The organism is Paenibacillus sp. FSL H3-0310 (assembly GCF_038002785.1).
GTDB classification, from domain to species: Bacteria; Bacillota; Bacilli; order Paenibacillales; family Paenibacillaceae; genus Paenibacillus_AQ; species Paenibacillus_AQ odorifer.
Map to the genome: position 1 here is coordinate 286,642 of NZ_JBBODC010000002.1, position 16,511 is coordinate 303,152.

Genomic DNA, 16,511 nt, shown 5'->3' on the forward strand with positions numbered 1-16,511 from the left:
ATCATCGCTGTATAATCCCACTCTTACTTTCAAACAACCCTAATTATTCTGAGCAAAAATCCGCAGATGCTGCGGCAAAATCCGAAAACGACCCGGCAGCTCTCCGCCAAGTTCTCCATCCAAGTTCAATTGGACATGCCCTGGAGAGATTACATCCATTGCATCCGTACGGAAATACACAACCTTTTTATCCTGCAAATGCTCGCCACGAAGGGCCAATCTAACCAAACGGACAAACTCTGCCAGGTTGCATTTTTTAACCGCAATAACATCTAACAGACCGTCATCGATTCGAGCGCCGGGAGCAAGCTTTTCAAAGCCGCCAACAGAATTCGTATTTGCAATCAGGAACAGCATGAACTCATCATGAATAACCTCCTGCCCATTGGCACGAATGATTAGTTCCTGAGGAGATAGGCTGACCATTTTTTCAATACCTTTTAAATAGTACGCAAGCTGCCCTATCATGGTCTTCAGCTTACTTGGAACTTCATAGGTCAGTTCGGTTAGACTGCCACCGCCTGCTATATTAATGAAATAACGATCATTGGCTTTACCGATATCAATCGGACGCGACTCTTGACGAAGGATCAAATCAACGGAATCTTCCCAATTCTTCGGGATCCCCATCGCACGTGCAAAATCATTGGTAGTCCCAAGTGGCAATACGCCAAGCGGGGGGAGATTAGGTTTCTCCGCCATACCATTGATAACCTCATTTAAAGTGCCATCCCCACCGGCTGCTATGATTAGATCATAACCGCGCTCTACTGCATCTGCAGCAGCTAACATAGCATCGCCTTCTCCGGTCGTTGCATGGCAGGAGGCTTCAATGCCACCCGTATCCAGCCGGTCCAAAATGTCGGCGAGCCGCTTCTTCATTTCTTCCCGTCCAGAAGTGGGATTATAAATCAATCTCGCAGTTTTCATTACCGGAACGCCACCTGTTTTTTATAATAGAATAACCTAATTGATTATACCTAATTCGGACCACTACAATCAATGTCAGAGGACATTAATCGTAAATATTCCATTATACAACAATTCACGACACCTTATTAGGCAAAAACAACTATATATATGTCTATGCAGCAAATCCCGTATTATCCACGGAAATGGGCACTATTTTTCATGATTAAGTGGGCTAAAAAGGAAGCTTTTTAACTCTTTTTTCGAATCTGTTCGAGGAGTGTCTCTACCTGTCTCTCAATCCAATGCGGAAGAAGCGGGTGCGGCAAAAGCGTCTGGCCAGAATACTTATAGGTTAACCCTTTAAGTCTGTTCGGAACCACATGTTTAGTGAAATAACCTTCACTCAAAAAAAGCGGCGCCACCAATACCTCGTGACCCTGCTCCTGCCAATACTCCACTTTGCTTCTTACACTGTCCGGATTCAGCAGACCATAATCGGCCGCCGCTACGCCGCTCACCTCACGTACACGTCCTGCCAGTGAAGAGATGCCCTGCTGCCAACGCTGGCGGAAGCCATCATAAATGCTGCCGTGACCTACCAACAGAATCGTCTCACGTTCAGGTTCCGTAGACAGCTTACGGAGCTTGTCCCAGATCATCACAGCGATGTCCGGGTCATCGTCGACAGGATAACCATAGTGAACCTTAGCCTTCACGTGGAACGGCTCTAAATCGGTCTCACGTTCAGGTGCAGGTTTAGCCCCTAGTGCATATTCTATTTCATCGACATGTGTGCTTCCCGAGGAAACGAACAATGGGATCACAATTATATCTGTGACCCCTGCATGTTCCAGTTCATTTATTCCATCTTGAATCAGACGGCCCTCTACCAGCTCTAAAAAAGAGACCACCACTGGCATCTCTTCATCTAGCGATAATTCGCTTACGGCCTCTTCCACAATCGACACCCAAACCTCGTCGCGGGAGCCGTGACTGATAATAAGTACGCCCGGTACCATAAATTAGCGTCCCAAACGTTCCAGCGTTAATTTATAACCATCATTTCCGTAGTTCAGGCAACGTTTTACACGGGAAATAGTAGCTGTACTTGCTCCTGTCTCTGCTTCGATCTGATTGTAGGTCGAACCTTTGCCAAGCATACGCGCTACTTCCAGTCGTTGCGACAGCGATTGAATCTCGTTCACGGTGCACAAATCATCAAAGAAAACATAACATTCTTCCATATTCTTTAATGTTAAAATGGCTTCAAATAATTGGTCTATACTTTTATCATTTAACTTCTTAAGTTGCATCAATTTTTCATCCCCTAAAAGTTCTATCAGCATTAGTTTCTCTGATTAAGCTCCGTACAAAACTAGCTCCGGAAACATCAACCTAATGTCACTATCCTGCCTTTACTATATTGCACTGGAGCGCATTTTTCAAGCATTAACGATTTCACGCTGTAAAGAACGAAAATGATGGACAAACGTCCACCCCACGCGTACACCATTTATGTACCCCAATACAAGTATTTTTCTCTACATAAGAATTATCGCCTACACTATAGTACTACAAAAGCGCCGAAAATCAAGCTCGTACACGGTTTCTTCACTACTTTAACCTGTTTATAGGCATACGCCCTTTTCCGCTCCTATCCCTATTACCCGGGCATTCGTCTATACCGTATGTTCGCCCATGACATACAGTATAGCAGACCACTAACAAAGGAATGTGATATTATGCCTGATCATTACTATAATCATTCCCGCCGGAATCAGCGTTCACTGAGCGATTCGTATAATGCCTCTGCCTACCCCGGCCTCAGTTCATATGCGCCCTCAGCTCTCCCAGGTGAGACCGGAATCCTTCCTGCTTTAGGAGCAGAAGCTGCCACCGAAACTGCACTAGCGCTCCCTGCAGCTGAAGCTGCAACAAAGGCAAGCGGCGGGCTTGCCGGACTGCTCAGCGGCTTAGGCGGCGGTGGCGGAATTGGTGGGAATATGGAGCAAATCAAAGGTATCATCGATCGTATGGGCGGCATTGACGGGATCGTAAACTCTATGGGTAAAGTACAAAAGGTGATGTCCGGCTTCCAGCAGATGGCTCCAATGGTTAAGCTGTTCATGGGTAGCTTCGGTAAAAACAAAGGCGCAGCAGGCGCACTAGCCGCCGAAGAGGATGCTGCCCTGTACAGTCCTAATCGCCGCAAAAAAAAGCGCTCCACCTCACCCCGTCGCAAATCTACTACAACTACTCGCCGACGCTCTACTTCTTCCACCGGAAAACGTCGCCGCAAATAGCGGTGACGTTTTCTAGCTATGTATCAGAAAAACAGCAATTCTCGCAGGAAAGAGATTTGCTGTTAGCGCTTCTGCTCTATTTTTACTTAAACCAGCCACTCCGTCGAAACCATCGGAACATCCCAAAACCAACCACCAGCATAAACAACAACACGGCAAAATAACCATACTTCCACTCTAGTTCAGGCATCTTCACAAAGTTCATTCCGTAGATCCCGGCGATAAGCGTCAGCGGCATGAATACCGTCGTGATTACCGTTAGTGTTTTCATAATCGAATTCATCCGGTTGGAATTGAGTGAAATGTAGCTGTCACGCAAATCCGCTGTCATTTCCCGATCAGCCTCAATCATATCGGAGAGCTTTAGCAGATGGTCATAAATATCGCCAAAATAAATCCGTTCCTCGCCATTGCTCTGGACATGCTGTGAATTCACGATCCGGTACATCAAATCGCGCATCGGCACAATCGTCCGCCGCATTTTGAGGAGTCTTCCGCGCACGCCAAACACCTGGCTCATCAATTCCTCCACCGACTCACTGCTGCCGCTGCTCTCCAGATCCGCAAGCTCGTCCTCTAAACTGTAGAGACATGGAAAATACTTGTCCACCAGCTTGTCCATCACCGTATATGCAGCTGCCATCGGCCCACCCGACCAGCCTTTTCGACTATGTATTTCGCTCTTCACCTGTTCCCACGCTTCATTCATCTCTGCTTTTTCCTGATGGTGATAGGAGACAAGAAAGTTCGCGCTTAAAAATAGGTCAACCTCCTCAGCATCCAACGTCCGCTCATTCAGCGCATGCAGCACAAAAAACTGCACATTCTCATAATGATCCAGCTTCGGCCGCTGCAACACATGCATACAGTCCTCTATCGCTAAGGGGTGAAAATGAAAATATTGATCCAGCAAAAGCGTTTCTTCTGGCGTAGGCGTAGCAAAATCTGCCCATATCCAAGCATAATCCTCCAGCCGGATATTTTGCAGAGGGATCTCTGTCAGCACCTCACCTTTATGTGTGACAACAAGTGTACGTATCATAAATGTTCCTCCGCTTCATCTTCTTCCACGCCTCTATTGTACAGCAAGAAGACAACTCTTCCAAAAAGCAAAAAACATAGCCAGCAGCACCGCTCAAGCTAGACTAAGAAACATTTGGTGCTTCGTCGTTCGTTAATGCTCGATTCATTTGTGTAAGGTTGGTTGCGCTGGGGGCGAGCTGTCCTTATTCTCTGCTGTCGGTATCGGGTTTATGAGTGAGATGAATTCATAGCTGTGAATTACTATCGCTATTTTTACTAATTAGTTGGTGAAAAGGTGCTCATAAGGGATAGTAAACAACCCTTCGATCGTAAGCAGACTGACCTTGATTTCGCAAAAGGTTGAGTCCATCGCCTCGCGTTCATTTACCGTAAGTAACATATGTTTTACTTTGGGGCTGATTAAATACTTGTGGGATAGGGATGTAATTCTTGCCTGTAAAGTTGAATGCGGGCGGGATAATGGAAATAAGGCGATATTCTTCGACGGCAGAAAAGCAGGGAGAAAGGTAAGGGTTGGGTTGGGTTGGGTTGGGTTGGGTTGGGTTGGGTTGGGTTGGGTTGGGTTGGGTTGGGTTGGGTTGGGTTGGGTTGGGTTGGGTTGGGTGCACTGGATTCCGTTGAAATGTATTACGTTAGGCTGTTGAGTTAATTTGGGCTAGGTTACGTTACGATGGACTGGATTTAGGTGCGCTGGGTTCCCTTGAAATGTGTTAAGTTGGGCTGGTCCAACCTCATACAAGTCAGGTTCCGTCATTCTAAGGCATTTATGCCTTTCTTTCTGCTTCTTCGACGAAGTGTCCCTAATTCTAGGGCATTTATGCTCTTCTTTTTGTCACCACCCCGAATTTGGTAAATTCAGCGGGATTTATACCGTACATTCCCCCTCCGACGCCAAACTTCGTCACTTCTACGGGATTTGTACCGTACATTCCCCCTCCAGCGCCAAACTTCGTCATTTCAACGGGATTTATACCGTACATTCCCCCTCCAGCGCTAAACTTCGTCATTTCTACGGGATATATACCGTACATTCCCCCTCCGACGCCAAACTTCGTCACTTCTACGGGATTTATACCGTACATTCCCCCTCCAGCGCTAAACTTCGTCATTTCTACGGGATATATACCGTACATTCCCCCTCCAACGCCAAACTCCGTCATTTCTACGGGATTTATACCGTACATTCCGCCTCCATCGCCAAACTTCGTCACTTCTACGGGATTTATACCGTACATTCCCCCTCCGACGCCAAACTTCGTCACTTCTACGGGATTTATAACGTACATTCCCCCTCCAGCGCCAAACTCCATCATTTCTACGGGATTTATACCGTACATTCCCCCTCTAGCGCCAAACTTCGTCATTTCTACGGGATTTATACCGTACATTCTTCACCCATCCTCATGTCCACACAACAAAAAAAGATGTCCGCAGCCCAATGGCTAACTGACATCTTTATTAAAGGGTGTTTAAAAAATGATTTTGAAAATCAGACCTGCTAATACCGCACTGATTGGAATCGTGATGAACCAAGTGACCACAATACGTCCGGCTACTCCCCATTTCACTGCAGAGAAACGTTTGGCAGAGCCTACCCCAAGGATCGCTGATGTGATCGCATGCGTTGAGCTTACTGGCAAATGCAGCAGCGTTGCTGAGAAAATAACAGATGCCGCGGAAATATCAGCCGCGAAACCGTTAATAGGTTCGATTTTGAAAATCTTCGTACCCATAGTCTTAATAATCTTCCAACCACCGATGGAGGTACCGAGCGCCATAGCCGTAGCTGCAGCTATCTTAACCCACAAAGGGATAACATCCATAGTTTCTTGACGTCCTGAGGTAACGAGTGCAAAAGTAATGATCCCCATCGCTTTTTGCGCATCATTCGTACCATGTGTGAACGACTGTAACGCTGCCGTAAGGACCTGCATAGAGCGGAAGCCCTTGTTGACCGTATGTGGACTACGCTTAGCAAAGATCCATTTCAGGATGGTCATGATAATATAACCAATAACAAACGCAATGATTGGGGAGAAAATCAGTCCTTCGACAATTTCCACAAACCCGCCCCAATTGATGTGTGCTGAGCCTGCCCCCACGTATACTGCACCCGCTAAAGCGCCGATCAGTGCATGAGACGATGAGGATGGAATTCCGAGCCACCAAGTAATCAAATTCCAAATAATCGAAGCAATCAGCGTGGCTATTATGATATCCAACCCATTTTCAAGCAAGGTCGGGTCGGTGATACTTCCGCCGATTTTTTTGGCCACACCTGTAAACATCAAGGCCCCAACAAAGTTCATCAGTGCTGCCATAATAATTGCTGTTCGCGGTTTTAAGGCACGTGTTGAGACAGAGGTAGCAATTGCGTTGGCCGTATCATGGAATCCATTGATAAAGTCAAACGCAAGCGCGAGAAATATAACAATTCCAAGAATCCATATAGATGTTTCCATATTCTAGTACCCCTTATGAGTTGCGCATGATGATCGATTCCAACATGTTGGCTACATCTTCACATTTGTCTGTAGTGGTCTCGAGCCGCTCATACAGTTCCTTGCGTTTAATCAGCTCAATCGGGTCTTTTACAGTTTCGAACAGGACCTTAGTACAAATACGCAGCACTTCGTCCCCTTGATTCTCAAGGTCATTCAGACGGATTGTATATTCACGGATCGCCAACAATTTCTTCTGGGAGAGCAAATGAACCGCTTTTTGGATTTCATAAGCACACTGGCGAAGAATTTCGGCGAATTGCACAATGTATTCATCCGGGTCAAGAAGGTTGTACATATAGAAACGTGAGGCGGATGCCTCCAGACCATCGATGACATCATCCATGCTTGTGATCAAGTCCATAATGTCGTCACGTTCAAGCGGCGTAATAAACGTCTTGTTCAATTCTTTGATGACGGTGTGCGTGTAAGTATCACATTGGGATTCGTACTTTTTCATCTCTGCAGCGAAATTATCGACATTATTCCGGAGATCAGTGATATTCTGAGCAAAATAATCTGCAGCTTGGACAATAGTATCGGCCATATTTTCCAGCGTCTCAAAGAATATGTCCTTTTTTCTCAACTTCATTGTTTTAAACCCCTTTACATAAAATTACCGTGAATACAGAGCCATTCATATGTAAAAAGCATGAAAATGAATGACAACCCTTGTTATCTTATCATATCCGTACAAGGTATAGAAGCTATAGAAATGAACTTTTTTACACTCTATTAACACATACCCATTATTCCGAACACAAATCTGTATAACACTGGATATTCCGACTTTCTTATGTTGTACCATCCGCCCCGCCATATACCACATGACTGCTAAATGAAGGCGCATTAGGGACCACCAAAATATGGGTAATTCCTGGATACATCAGCTCTTCTTTTCCATCCCTCACAAAGCGGATCACATCCCCTGGTTCACGCGACCATCTGCCTTTGGTGACCTGTCCCCGCTGAAAAAGCAACGCTTCCCCGCCAAGCTCCACATCAATCTGAAGTCTTCCGACATCATCAAGCACTTTGTGATCGGCTCCTATAACCATCACATTGGCCGCTTCCACCGGATTATCGTTATTTAGATCCAAATGAGGTTTGTCATTCACATAACGCTGATAGGTCTGACGTTTAGGATCATATTTATAGTCAACTTTATAACTTTTGAGTAGATAGTTTATGCTAAATTCAGCGGCTTTCTCTCCGTCCGCCGGTATGTAATCTGGATTGTTAAAAAGATACCCGGGCACCTTCACACTTTGCGCAAATCCAAGCTTCTCGGCACCTTCCCGCAGTTTGGCTGCATTGCTGTACAGGTTATGTGGTGCTTTTCGCGCTTTATCCCGCCAAAAATAAGCTCCGGCACGGCCGATCTCGTCCATATCTTCTTTTTTCTCTTTTTGCAAAATGGCATAAGCCGCCGGACTCCCTCCGGCATGCACCGTCACACCGCCGTAGCTCTCGCCAATATCCAGCAGATAGGGGCGGATGCTGCGAATCGGTCCGATTTTCACCACACCTGTATGGCTCTGAAAAATACCAATCAAACGCGTAATGCCACCTTCGGCAAGAATCTCATACAAAATATCTGCTTCACTAACCCCCGATTGCGGCCGGGCGGCAGGAGCATTATTTATCATTACGGCCAAGGGACGTGGAAGACTGTCTTCAGAAACTGGAAGACCTGTTAATCCGGATACGAGCTCAGCAGCGGGATCAATAGTAGGTGAGGGTTGAATCGTTTCGATAGGCGTGGGCTCTGCGGTAGGCTGCTGTGTCGGGGTGATCTCATTATTTGCACTCTGTGTTCCGCAAGCGGAGAGCAATAGGGTGGTCAATACAATGGCAGATAACAGACGGGAAGAAGAGCAATTTACTTTCATAAGCTTGTAGTTCCTCCTAAACGTTTTATGAAACTCACTGATTCCTTCCATTTAATCACAGTCAGTCCCATTTGTCTTGATCACCTTCTCCCTTTTTTCATAGCGAGCATAAGGAAATTTTATAGCATGGAATAGATAAATTCTTATATTAAAAAAAGGGTACAGCCATTGCGGCTGCACCCTGCGGGTCTCTTATTCATTCAGTTAGTCTAGCTTCCAGCAATTAAGACTTAATGTCCCATACTGATAAGCCTGAAAAATCCGCTCTGCCTTCCTGCTGCCATCCGCTGTTCCCATCGCGTAAAAGAGAGGTGCAAAATGCTCTCTTCCATAAGAAGGAACCGCATCGCGTACATGTGGAGCTTTTTTCTCATACGCAAAAAGTGAAGGCAAATCCCAGGCTTCTAGTTCCTTGGCAATCCAGGCATCGAATTCAAGTGCCCAATCCTCAGGCTGCTCACTTTCACTTAGCATCCGCAAGTTGTGAACAAGTCCACCGCTTCCAATCAGCAGTATGCCTTCGTCACGAAGCGGTGCTAACATCCGCCCGATATTGTACTGCTCCTTGGGAGAGCGCAGGGAATCGACGGATAAAGCAACTACCGGAATGTCGGCGTTCGGGAACATTTTTTTCAGTATCACCCAGACTCCATGATCGAGTCCTCGCCCCAGAACGGGCTGATGTGATAGATTGTTATCCTTGAAGAGCTCAGAAATCCGTCTTGTTAGGGCCGGATCGCCCGGGGCCGGATAGGTCAGCGTGTAAACTTCTTCAGGGAATCCGTAGAAGTCATGCTGTGTCTCGTGCAGTTCATCAACGGTAAGTAGCTGTTCAGGGCTATCCCAATGCGCTGAGAAAACTACTATACCGCGTGGCGCTTCAAGTTCTTGACCAAGCCGCTCCAGAAAACGGGTATACTCGTTATCCTCCAGTGCGAGGAGCGGAGAACCGTGCGCAATAAAAAATGACGGTAATTTCATAGGATGCCAACCTCCATAACCCAGTATATGGTGTGCATCTTTATTTTACCGCTTATTGCAAGTTAATGCGAATAAAAACCTTCTCCTAAATCATCCAATTCTGCCACTCTGTCTGCAGATGCTCTTGTTCGTTCATCCATTCTATAGTCCGCTTAAGCAGCTGCTGCTGCGCCGGTCCAGAAGAAAAGGTGTGATCCCCTTGAAAAATGATCTCTTTGTCGCAACGTCCTTCGGGACGTGTCCAGAACAGCTTCTGGTAAAGAAAAGCGTAATCCACCGGAATGACATCATCAGAGGTGCCATGAATGACGAGTACATCGCCGCTAAATTTGCTCGCTTCTTGGAAGGGCTGAAAAGCCGCCAAAGAATTAAAATATACCGGTGTAAACGAATAGCCCACATAATCCGCTGACCCATTCTTCACAGCACGATCATACGCCTCCCGCCCTACAATTTTCACAATATCATTGAAAGGATAACCAACAGAGGCCCATAACACGAGATTCTTCACGCGGCGATCGCGAATACTTGTCAGCAGCGCCACCGCGCCACCGAGGCTATGGCCAATCAGCGTCACGCGCTGTGGGTCCACATCAGCAGAGCTAATTCCGTAATCAAGCACCGCTCTAGTCTGAGCGATCATCGATTCCATATCTTCGCCGCCATAATTCCCGCTGCTCTCGCCGCAGCCCACATAATCAAAACGAATAACCATATATCCCTCTTGTGCCAGCTCACGAGCCGCCTTCACAAAAATCCGGTCTACGCCAATCCGATTCCCCACAAATCCGTGGCAGATCACGGCTAATGGCAGTCTATCCTTGCAACGCGAAGAGGTTCCCTTCTCTTTGTTCGGGTAATGTATGCTCGCCGTCAATTCTTCTCCGTTATGCCGGATTACAATATTCCGTTCCATTGCCGCATCCTCCTATAATTATATTTATAATTTAATTTATTTTAATTTATTAGAATTCCGATTAACTTAGTATGAATTATAATCTAATTATAAAGATTTCGTTCATATTGTCAACAGCAAGGGGACAATTCTTAATAAACGCACGGAGTATTTGGGCATTAGAGTCTGCGCGACAAACAGGGTGTCCCGTAAGATATGAACATGACTCTAGGGCTCCCACGTCGAGTGGATTGAAACCGCCAATCCGGGATTCAGCAGCTCTATCGGATTCAGTAGCTCCAGCAGACTCGGCTGCTCTATCGGACTCAGTAGCTTCATCGGACTCAGCAGTTCCTTCGGACTCAGAAACTACATCGGACTCAGTAGCTTCAGCGGACTCAGTAGCTCCTTCGGACTCAGTAGCTTCAACGGACTCAGTAGCTCCAGCGGACTCAGAAGACCCTATTCGCAGATTTAGCACACTTTTTGAATTCTATCGGACCCCATAGTCGCTATCACCCTGTAAAACAGCAAATAAGAGCTACTTTTCGAGCAATAGCGTCACTGGGGTCCGAAACTGTGCTGAAAAGGCGATAATTTGGCTAATAACGTCATCTGAGTCCGAAAGATCGTGGATACTACGACAACCGGGGGTCTGGGAGCTCTGGAGTTCCCGGGGTTCCCGGGGTTCCGGGGTTCCCGGAGTTCCGGGGTTCCGGGGTTCCGGGGTTCCGGGGTTCCGGGGTTCCGGGGTTCCGGGGTTCCGGGGTTCCGGGGTTCCCGGGGTTCTGGGGTTCCCGGGGTTTCAGAACCCCACCAAAAAACAACAGAGCAGCGATCCCAGTATCGGAGGATCGCTGCTCTGTTGTTTTTTCGAGATGAATGACCAGGGTTGTTAATCAATCGTAGCTGTCGTTAAACATCTCATGGGTTTCATGGCTGCCTTCCCAATCCTTAAGCAAGCCCTCGGGAGCATCTTCTGCGGAATCCCACATGCTGAATCCATCGGAGCCGCCCCAATCCCCCATTGAATTATTGGGCGTAGGCTCGAAACCGTTGCCCATGAATCTTCCCTGTTCTTTCTTATTCTCATGTTCCATAAAGCTCCCAACCTTTCCCAATGCTATATTGATCAAGCAACAACATTATCAGTGTTTACTCTTCTAAAAGGATTATGCATATCGCCATAGAAATGGTTGTCCTTGCGTAGACCTGTCATGCAAACGTATACTCTAGGTTAAAGACTATACCGATTAACAACACTGGAGGTTTACATCCAAATTATGAAAGTGAAAGATATGATTAAGGAAAATAACGCCCTGCGTGAGCAGTTGACGCCCTTCAATCGCTCCTATTTAGAAGATATGATTCTTGCGGTGCGGGCCAGTCGAATTGAACCCCTGCGCGGAGAAGAACTTTTGCTGGATGCGGCCAAGCTGCTGTTGAAGGAACAACGTAAAGGGAAAAATGCCAAGCAAGTATTCGGCGAGAATCCGCACGATTATTTTAAAGAAATCATAGACAGTGTTCCCGGGCGCCCGGTGCGCAGTAAATGGAACTATTACTTGATGATTCCCTGCGCAGCTCTGACCTGTCTTTTTGGGATATTGGCAATCGGTGGACTCTTCTTCCAATGGACTGACGATTCACCTGGAATGTTCGGACAGATCAGCCTTTTCACCCTGCTCGCTGTGGGAGTAGGCTCCATTATCTTAATTGAACTCATTATGAAATGGATGTCTTCCTTGTCGGAAAGCGATGCACCCAGTGCCAAACCTTTTGATATAAAAAGCCTTGGCATCTATATTGGCATCGCAGTAGCTGCTGTATTTATCGGCATGTTCCTCGATCGGTTATTTCCGGTCATTACAATATCCCCGTGGGTAAGCTTAATTCTGTGCATCATTGGGGGGTTGGGACTGAAATTTATATTTTTCAAAAAATAAATACCTAGGCTGAAAACTTTATTCCATCCGATAGATAGGGGGAAACTTCCATGATTAAGAAGCATTATATTCTCTACTCCGTTCTAGCTATAGCCTTAGGGCTAGGCATAGTGCCCAGTGCTATTCACGCCGAAGGTGCTACCAGCCCTCCTGGGGAAGGCGCTAAGGCAATAACCCAAGCAGCTAGCAATAATCATGCAGAGGCTGTCTATAAAGCTGCGTTACCGCTGTTATCTACCTCTGACAAGTTACCCGAAGCCATAAAATATTTGAACTCCAATATGTATGCGGTAGGTTCGTATCGTGCAACAATGCTGACGCTGAAGCTTGAGAATCTGCATAAAGCTGCGCTGCAAGCCTGGGAGAGTAAATTCAGTACCAGCACTGTCCAGCGGAAGCTCACCGCCATTTATAAAGCAGGCGCCAGCATGTCTTCTCTTGCCGCTATTACTGATGATCTCCAGCTACGTACACTGCTGAAAAGTGCCAGCGAAAGCGGATATAAGCTGGAGACAGCAGAGGGTACTTTTTTCCCGGTGATCGATTATGGGGCTTACCGCAAGTACAAGCTATACGTCACCAATGATATCAGCGCTTATATTACCATTATGGCCACCGAATCGGACCTGCCCTCTTCCAAGGACAATGGGCTAGTTATCGCCTGGACTGAGGTAGCAGCCAGAGCTTTATCTCAAGAGCAATTCATTCAAAATCATCCGAAATCAAACCGAATTTCTGCTGTAAAAGCCTTGTATACTATGTATGTGAATAATACGTTTTACGGCCAGAATAACACTCCTCTCTTCCATTATGACAATCTGGAAATGGATTTGGAGGCGCAAAAGGCTTATTCCAGTATTCTGACCAAAAATAATGACAACAGCCCATTTCTACAAAAGCTGGATAGCTTCATGAAATTAATGAAAGACAATAGCTATAAATTGACCGATGAGGTCGAGCAATATCGTAAGACTTCGTTACCTCTCTAATAAAGAAATCACAAAAGCCCGTCCCTGAGTTGAATTGGGACGGGCTTATTTATGTTCATTAACGTGATTATGAAGTGGATGCGAGAATTAAATAAGGATGTTAAAGAGATTAGAATCCTTATTGATCTCTACATAATCGACGCCCTTCTGCTGCATCCGTTCGATGAGAGGTTCGTAGGCATCCGTTGACAATAATTCAATGCCAACAAGCGCGGGACCATTTTCTTTATCATGCTTCTTGATATACTCGAAACGGGTAATATCATCGTGAGGTCCAAGGATTTCGCCCAAGAACTCACGCAGCGCACCTGCACGTTGCGGGAAGTTCACCATGAAATAGTGTTTTAAGCCTTCGTAAATCAATGAACGCTCTTTGATCTCCTGCATCCGGTCAATATCGTTGTTGCCGCCGCTTATGATACAGACAACTGTTTTGCCGCGGATTTGATCACGATATTGATCAAGCGCTGCGATAGGCAGCGAACCTGCTGGCTCAACCACTATGGCATTCTCGTTATATAGTTCCAGAATCGTGGTACAAGCTTTACCTTCAGGCACCATCACGATGTCATCCAGATGACGGGAACAAATATCGTACGTCAATCCGCCAACACGTTTTACAGCCGCTCCGTCCACGAACTTATTAATTTCCTTTAGAGTCACCACTTCTCCAAGCTTGATCGCTTCCGTCATAGAAGCTGCTCCGAGTGGCTCCACACCAATCAACTTGGTAGAAGGACTAACAGTCTTCACATAGGTGGCTATGCCCGCTGCCAAGCCGCCTCCACCAATGGTTACGAACATAAAGTCTGCAGGGTTGTCCAGACTCTCCATCACTTCCATTGCAATGGTGCCGTTGCCCGCAATGATTCGTGGCTCATCAAAGGGATGGATCAACGTCATCCCATGATCTATACAAGCTTGCAGTGCTTCATCATAAGCGTCATCAAAGGTATCGCCCTTCAGAATGACCTCAACAAACTCACCGCCAAACCGCCGCACCTGCTTAACCTTCTGGTTAGGCGTAGTGCTTGGCATGTAGACCTTGCCTTTAATTCCAAGCGCCTTACAGGAATAGGCTACGCCTTGTGCATGGTTGCCCGCACTCGCACAGACAATCCCTTTTGCTCTATCTTCTGCTGACAAACTACGAATCATATTATAAGCTCCGCGGATTTTGAAAGAACGTACAATCTGCAAATCCTCGCGCTTCAAATACACATCACAATCATACTTGGCTGACAATACAGCATCACGTTGTAGGGGTGTCCGGATTATGACTTCACGCAGTACGTGATGAGCCCGCACAATATCTTCCATTCCTACGATTCGGTCTTCCTCTTCTCTCATAACCCTCTCGCCTCACTATCTATCTGTTATTCTACTTCTTGTAACATACTCTCCCGAGGACATTTTTTCAAGCATCCTAATCAGTGATAAAGAAAAAGAGACTAAAGGAACCCTATAGTCTCTTACTAATATTTGCTATCCCTATGCTATGAAACCTACTAGTCCTGTTGCTTCAGCATCCACTTCACCAGGTCTGGTAAGCTTGTCCACAAACGTGAATGTACAATAACATATTCGATAGCCTCGTTAGCGTCACCCACGCCTACAAAATCAGGCAGGTTATGCGGCAATCTTTTGATACCTAACAGATAATCCGGCACATGCTTGTTCACATTCTTCGCCACGCGGTAGAGCATTTTGAGCTGGGAAGTGATCCCGTTCTTCTTATATTCTAAAACCATTCGGTCATATGCTACTGTTGCTGCTGCATCCTTGCCGAACTTCTCCAGTACCTTCTCAGTCTTCTTAAGCTTATTAGTGTAAAGGTACGTTGCCGTTAGAAGGTAACGTGCACCTGTGTTATCTTCTGGGTTCAATTCTAGAATGTGCTCCAGCGTCTTTTGTGCTTCTTCTGCATCTCCGCTAAACCAGCAGGAGTCAGCGTAGCTTTTGCAGATTCGAATGTACGAACGTGTCTCGTAAAGACCCCAGAAATGTCCTTTGTTCTCAGTGAAAAAGGCTTCTCCAAGCTCACGCGCACCCGCTTCCATCCCTGCTTTCAGATAAGCACGGGCATCTGCTTCATTCTCGGCTTCCTCAGCCAAAATGAGATAGGCGTCCGGACTGTCCGGATAAACTTCCAATGCCGCTTCTGCTAGCTGGATCCGACGATTGGATGCTTTAGTTTCCATTGCTTTTTGCAGCAAAGCCTGTTCCTGATCCTTCGGAGTGCCTGAAACGTTGAGCAAAAGTAATTCTTCCTCTGCCCCGCCCATGCCGTACTGTTCGATATAATTAAGCATCTCTTTAACTTTTCTGGAGATGGTAGGTGCAGTAACCTCATGTTTGATCGCTAGATCAGCTTGAGTTTGAAGGAATCCATATTCCTCAGACAAGATAAACTCGATAGCTGCACAGAAGGAGCCCATTTTCTTCACTGCAGGCTTGATGTGACGGGAATAACCATTCCATAGAACCAGGCCTTCCCAGATTAGCTCCCGGTCATAGCTGTCTCTCATGGTCTCAATAAGATGCAGAGCCAATTGTTCATGCGCCGGATGCTCCCATTTCAGATCACGTGACACCTTTTTTTTGAGCGTAGTTAGGGTAAGCTTAGCTTCAGGAATTGCTGCCGCTTCTGGTTTCTCGGCCACAGCCACAGTAGCAGCGGATTCTTCCGTTGTTACCAGTCGCATGATGGATTCCACTGCAGAAGTTTCTTTCCCTAGGCAGCATTTCTTATATTTTTTCCCGCTTCCGCAAGGACACATATCATTTCTTCCAATCTTACTCAAAACGAATTCCCCCTTAAATCTGTGAGTAGCCATTCGCCATAAGCGTATCGCTAGTATGCACTATAAGTATCAACATTTTCAGGCACGAGGCATCCTTTATAAGGTTACTGCACAAAGTCTGAAGGACTCCGATTTAAAAGGGCCTTCCCATGATCGGAAAGGCCCTTATCTGTATATATCCGCACATTTTCCCCCGTACGTGTAGTATTATAGCACTTCTTCTATCACTTGTCAGTCCTTTTTT

Annotated in this window: 16 protein-coding genes; 3 read left to right on the plus strand and 13 right to left on the minus strand. The window is 46.3% G+C overall.

What is annotated here, in order from left to right; all coding sequences use genetic code 11:
* Positions 1 to 39: 39 nt before the first annotated feature.
* From MHH63_RS20740 to MHH63_RS20750, 3 genes are all read right to left on the minus strand, one after another.
* Entirely contained in the window at positions 40 to 930 is an 891-nt protein-coding gene (locus MHH63_RS20740; protein WP_036680719.1) for a diacylglycerol kinase, read from the minus strand.
* A gap of 230 nt (positions 931 to 1,160) precedes the next feature.
* Positions 1,161 to 1,931 carry a sirohydrochlorin chelatase gene (locus tag MHH63_RS20745; protein WP_036680721.1) on the minus strand — a complete coding sequence of 257 codons (771 nt, stop codon included), beginning with the start codon at positions 1,929 to 1,931 and terminating at the stop codon, positions 1,161 to 1,163.
* Positions 1,932 to 1,934: 3 nt separating this feature from the next.
* Positions 1,935 to 2,225: a YerC/YecD family TrpR-related protein gene (locus MHH63_RS20750; protein WP_019913624.1), complete on the minus strand. Its 291-nt coding sequence runs from the start codon at positions 2,223 to 2,225 to the stop codon at positions 1,935 to 1,937.
* Between the two features lie 429 nt (positions 2,226 to 2,654).
* Here MHH63_RS20750 and MHH63_RS20755 point away from each other — a divergent pair, with 429 nt between their 5' ends.
* Entirely contained in the window at positions 2,655 to 3,215 is a 561-nt protein-coding gene (locus MHH63_RS20755; RefSeq protein WP_038568686.1) for a hypothetical protein, read from the plus strand.
* 82 nt (positions 3,216 to 3,297) lie between these two features.
* Here MHH63_RS20755 and corA read toward each other — a convergent pair whose 3' ends face one another.
* The 8 genes from corA to MHH63_RS20795 all read right to left on the minus strand — a co-directional run bounded on the left by corA (position 3,298) and on the right by MHH63_RS20795 (position 11,628).
* On the minus strand, positions 3,298 to 4,257 hold the full coding sequence (corA, locus tag MHH63_RS20760) for a magnesium/cobalt transporter CorA (protein ID WP_076190057.1): 960 nt from the start codon (positions 4,255 to 4,257) through the stop codon (positions 3,298 to 3,300).
* 817 nt (positions 4,258 to 5,074) lie between these two features.
* Positions 5,075 to 5,647: a hypothetical protein gene (locus MHH63_RS20765; RefSeq protein WP_341172072.1), complete on the minus strand. Its 573-nt coding sequence runs from the start codon at positions 5,645 to 5,647 to the stop codon at positions 5,075 to 5,077.
* Positions 5,648 to 5,728: 81 nt separating this feature from the next.
* Complete coding sequence (locus MHH63_RS20770; protein ID WP_036686873.1) at positions 5,729 to 6,721, minus strand: inorganic phosphate transporter; 993 nt, start codon at positions 6,719 to 6,721, stop codon at positions 5,729 to 5,731.
* 13 nt (positions 6,722 to 6,734) lie between these two features.
* Positions 6,735 to 7,352, minus strand: a complete 618-nt coding sequence (locus tag MHH63_RS20775; RefSeq protein ID WP_036686871.1) for a DUF47 domain-containing protein — start codon at positions 7,350 to 7,352, stop codon at positions 6,735 to 6,737.
* A 202-nt stretch (positions 7,353 to 7,554) separates the two neighbouring features.
* Entirely contained in the window at positions 7,555 to 8,652 is a 1,098-nt protein-coding gene (locus MHH63_RS20780) for a DUF3048 domain-containing protein (protein WP_076104156.1), read from the minus strand.
* A gap of 204 nt (positions 8,653 to 8,856) precedes the next feature.
* The gene (locus MHH63_RS20785; RefSeq protein WP_076308431.1) at positions 8,857 to 9,633 is read right to left on the minus strand and encodes a DODA-type extradiol aromatic ring-opening family dioxygenase; all 777 of its coding nucleotides are present in this window, start codon (positions 9,631 to 9,633) and stop codon (positions 8,857 to 8,859) included.
* 85 nt (positions 9,634 to 9,718) lie between these two features.
* Positions 9,719 to 10,549: an alpha/beta hydrolase family protein gene (locus MHH63_RS20790; protein WP_076195105.1), complete on the minus strand. Its 831-nt coding sequence runs from the start codon at positions 10,547 to 10,549 to the stop codon at positions 9,719 to 9,721.
* 878 nt (positions 10,550 to 11,427) lie between these two features.
* A complete protein-coding gene (locus MHH63_RS20795; RefSeq protein ID WP_076309274.1) occupies positions 11,428 to 11,628 on the minus strand; it encodes a hypothetical protein in 201 nt (66 codons plus the stop codon).
* Positions 11,629 to 11,811: 183 nt separating this feature from the next.
* Here MHH63_RS20795 and MHH63_RS20800 point away from each other — a divergent pair, with 183 nt between their 5' ends.
* On the plus strand, positions 11,812 to 12,474 hold the full coding sequence (locus MHH63_RS20800) for a DUF1129 family protein (protein ID WP_076187230.1): 663 nt from the start codon (positions 11,812 to 11,814) through the stop codon (positions 12,472 to 12,474).
* A 50-nt stretch (positions 12,475 to 12,524) separates the two neighbouring features.
* Positions 12,525 to 13,463: a hypothetical protein gene (locus tag MHH63_RS20805; protein ID WP_280753609.1), complete on the plus strand. Its 939-nt coding sequence runs from the start codon at positions 12,525 to 12,527 to the stop codon at positions 13,461 to 13,463.
* Positions 13,464 to 13,550: 87 nt separating this feature from the next.
* Here the strand turns inward: MHH63_RS20805 and ilvA are convergent, their stop codons facing one another.
* Both ilvA and MHH63_RS20815 read right to left on the minus strand, forming a co-directional pair.
* A complete protein-coding gene (gene ilvA / locus MHH63_RS20810; protein WP_076104158.1) occupies positions 13,551 to 14,813 on the minus strand; it encodes a threonine ammonia-lyase IlvA in 1,263 nt (420 codons plus the stop codon).
* Positions 14,814 to 14,971: 158 nt separating this feature from the next.
* A complete protein-coding gene (locus MHH63_RS20815; protein WP_341172073.1) occupies positions 14,972 to 16,267 on the minus strand; it encodes an SEC-C metal-binding domain-containing protein in 1,296 nt (431 codons plus the stop codon).
* Positions 16,268 to 16,511 lie beyond the last annotated feature (244 nt).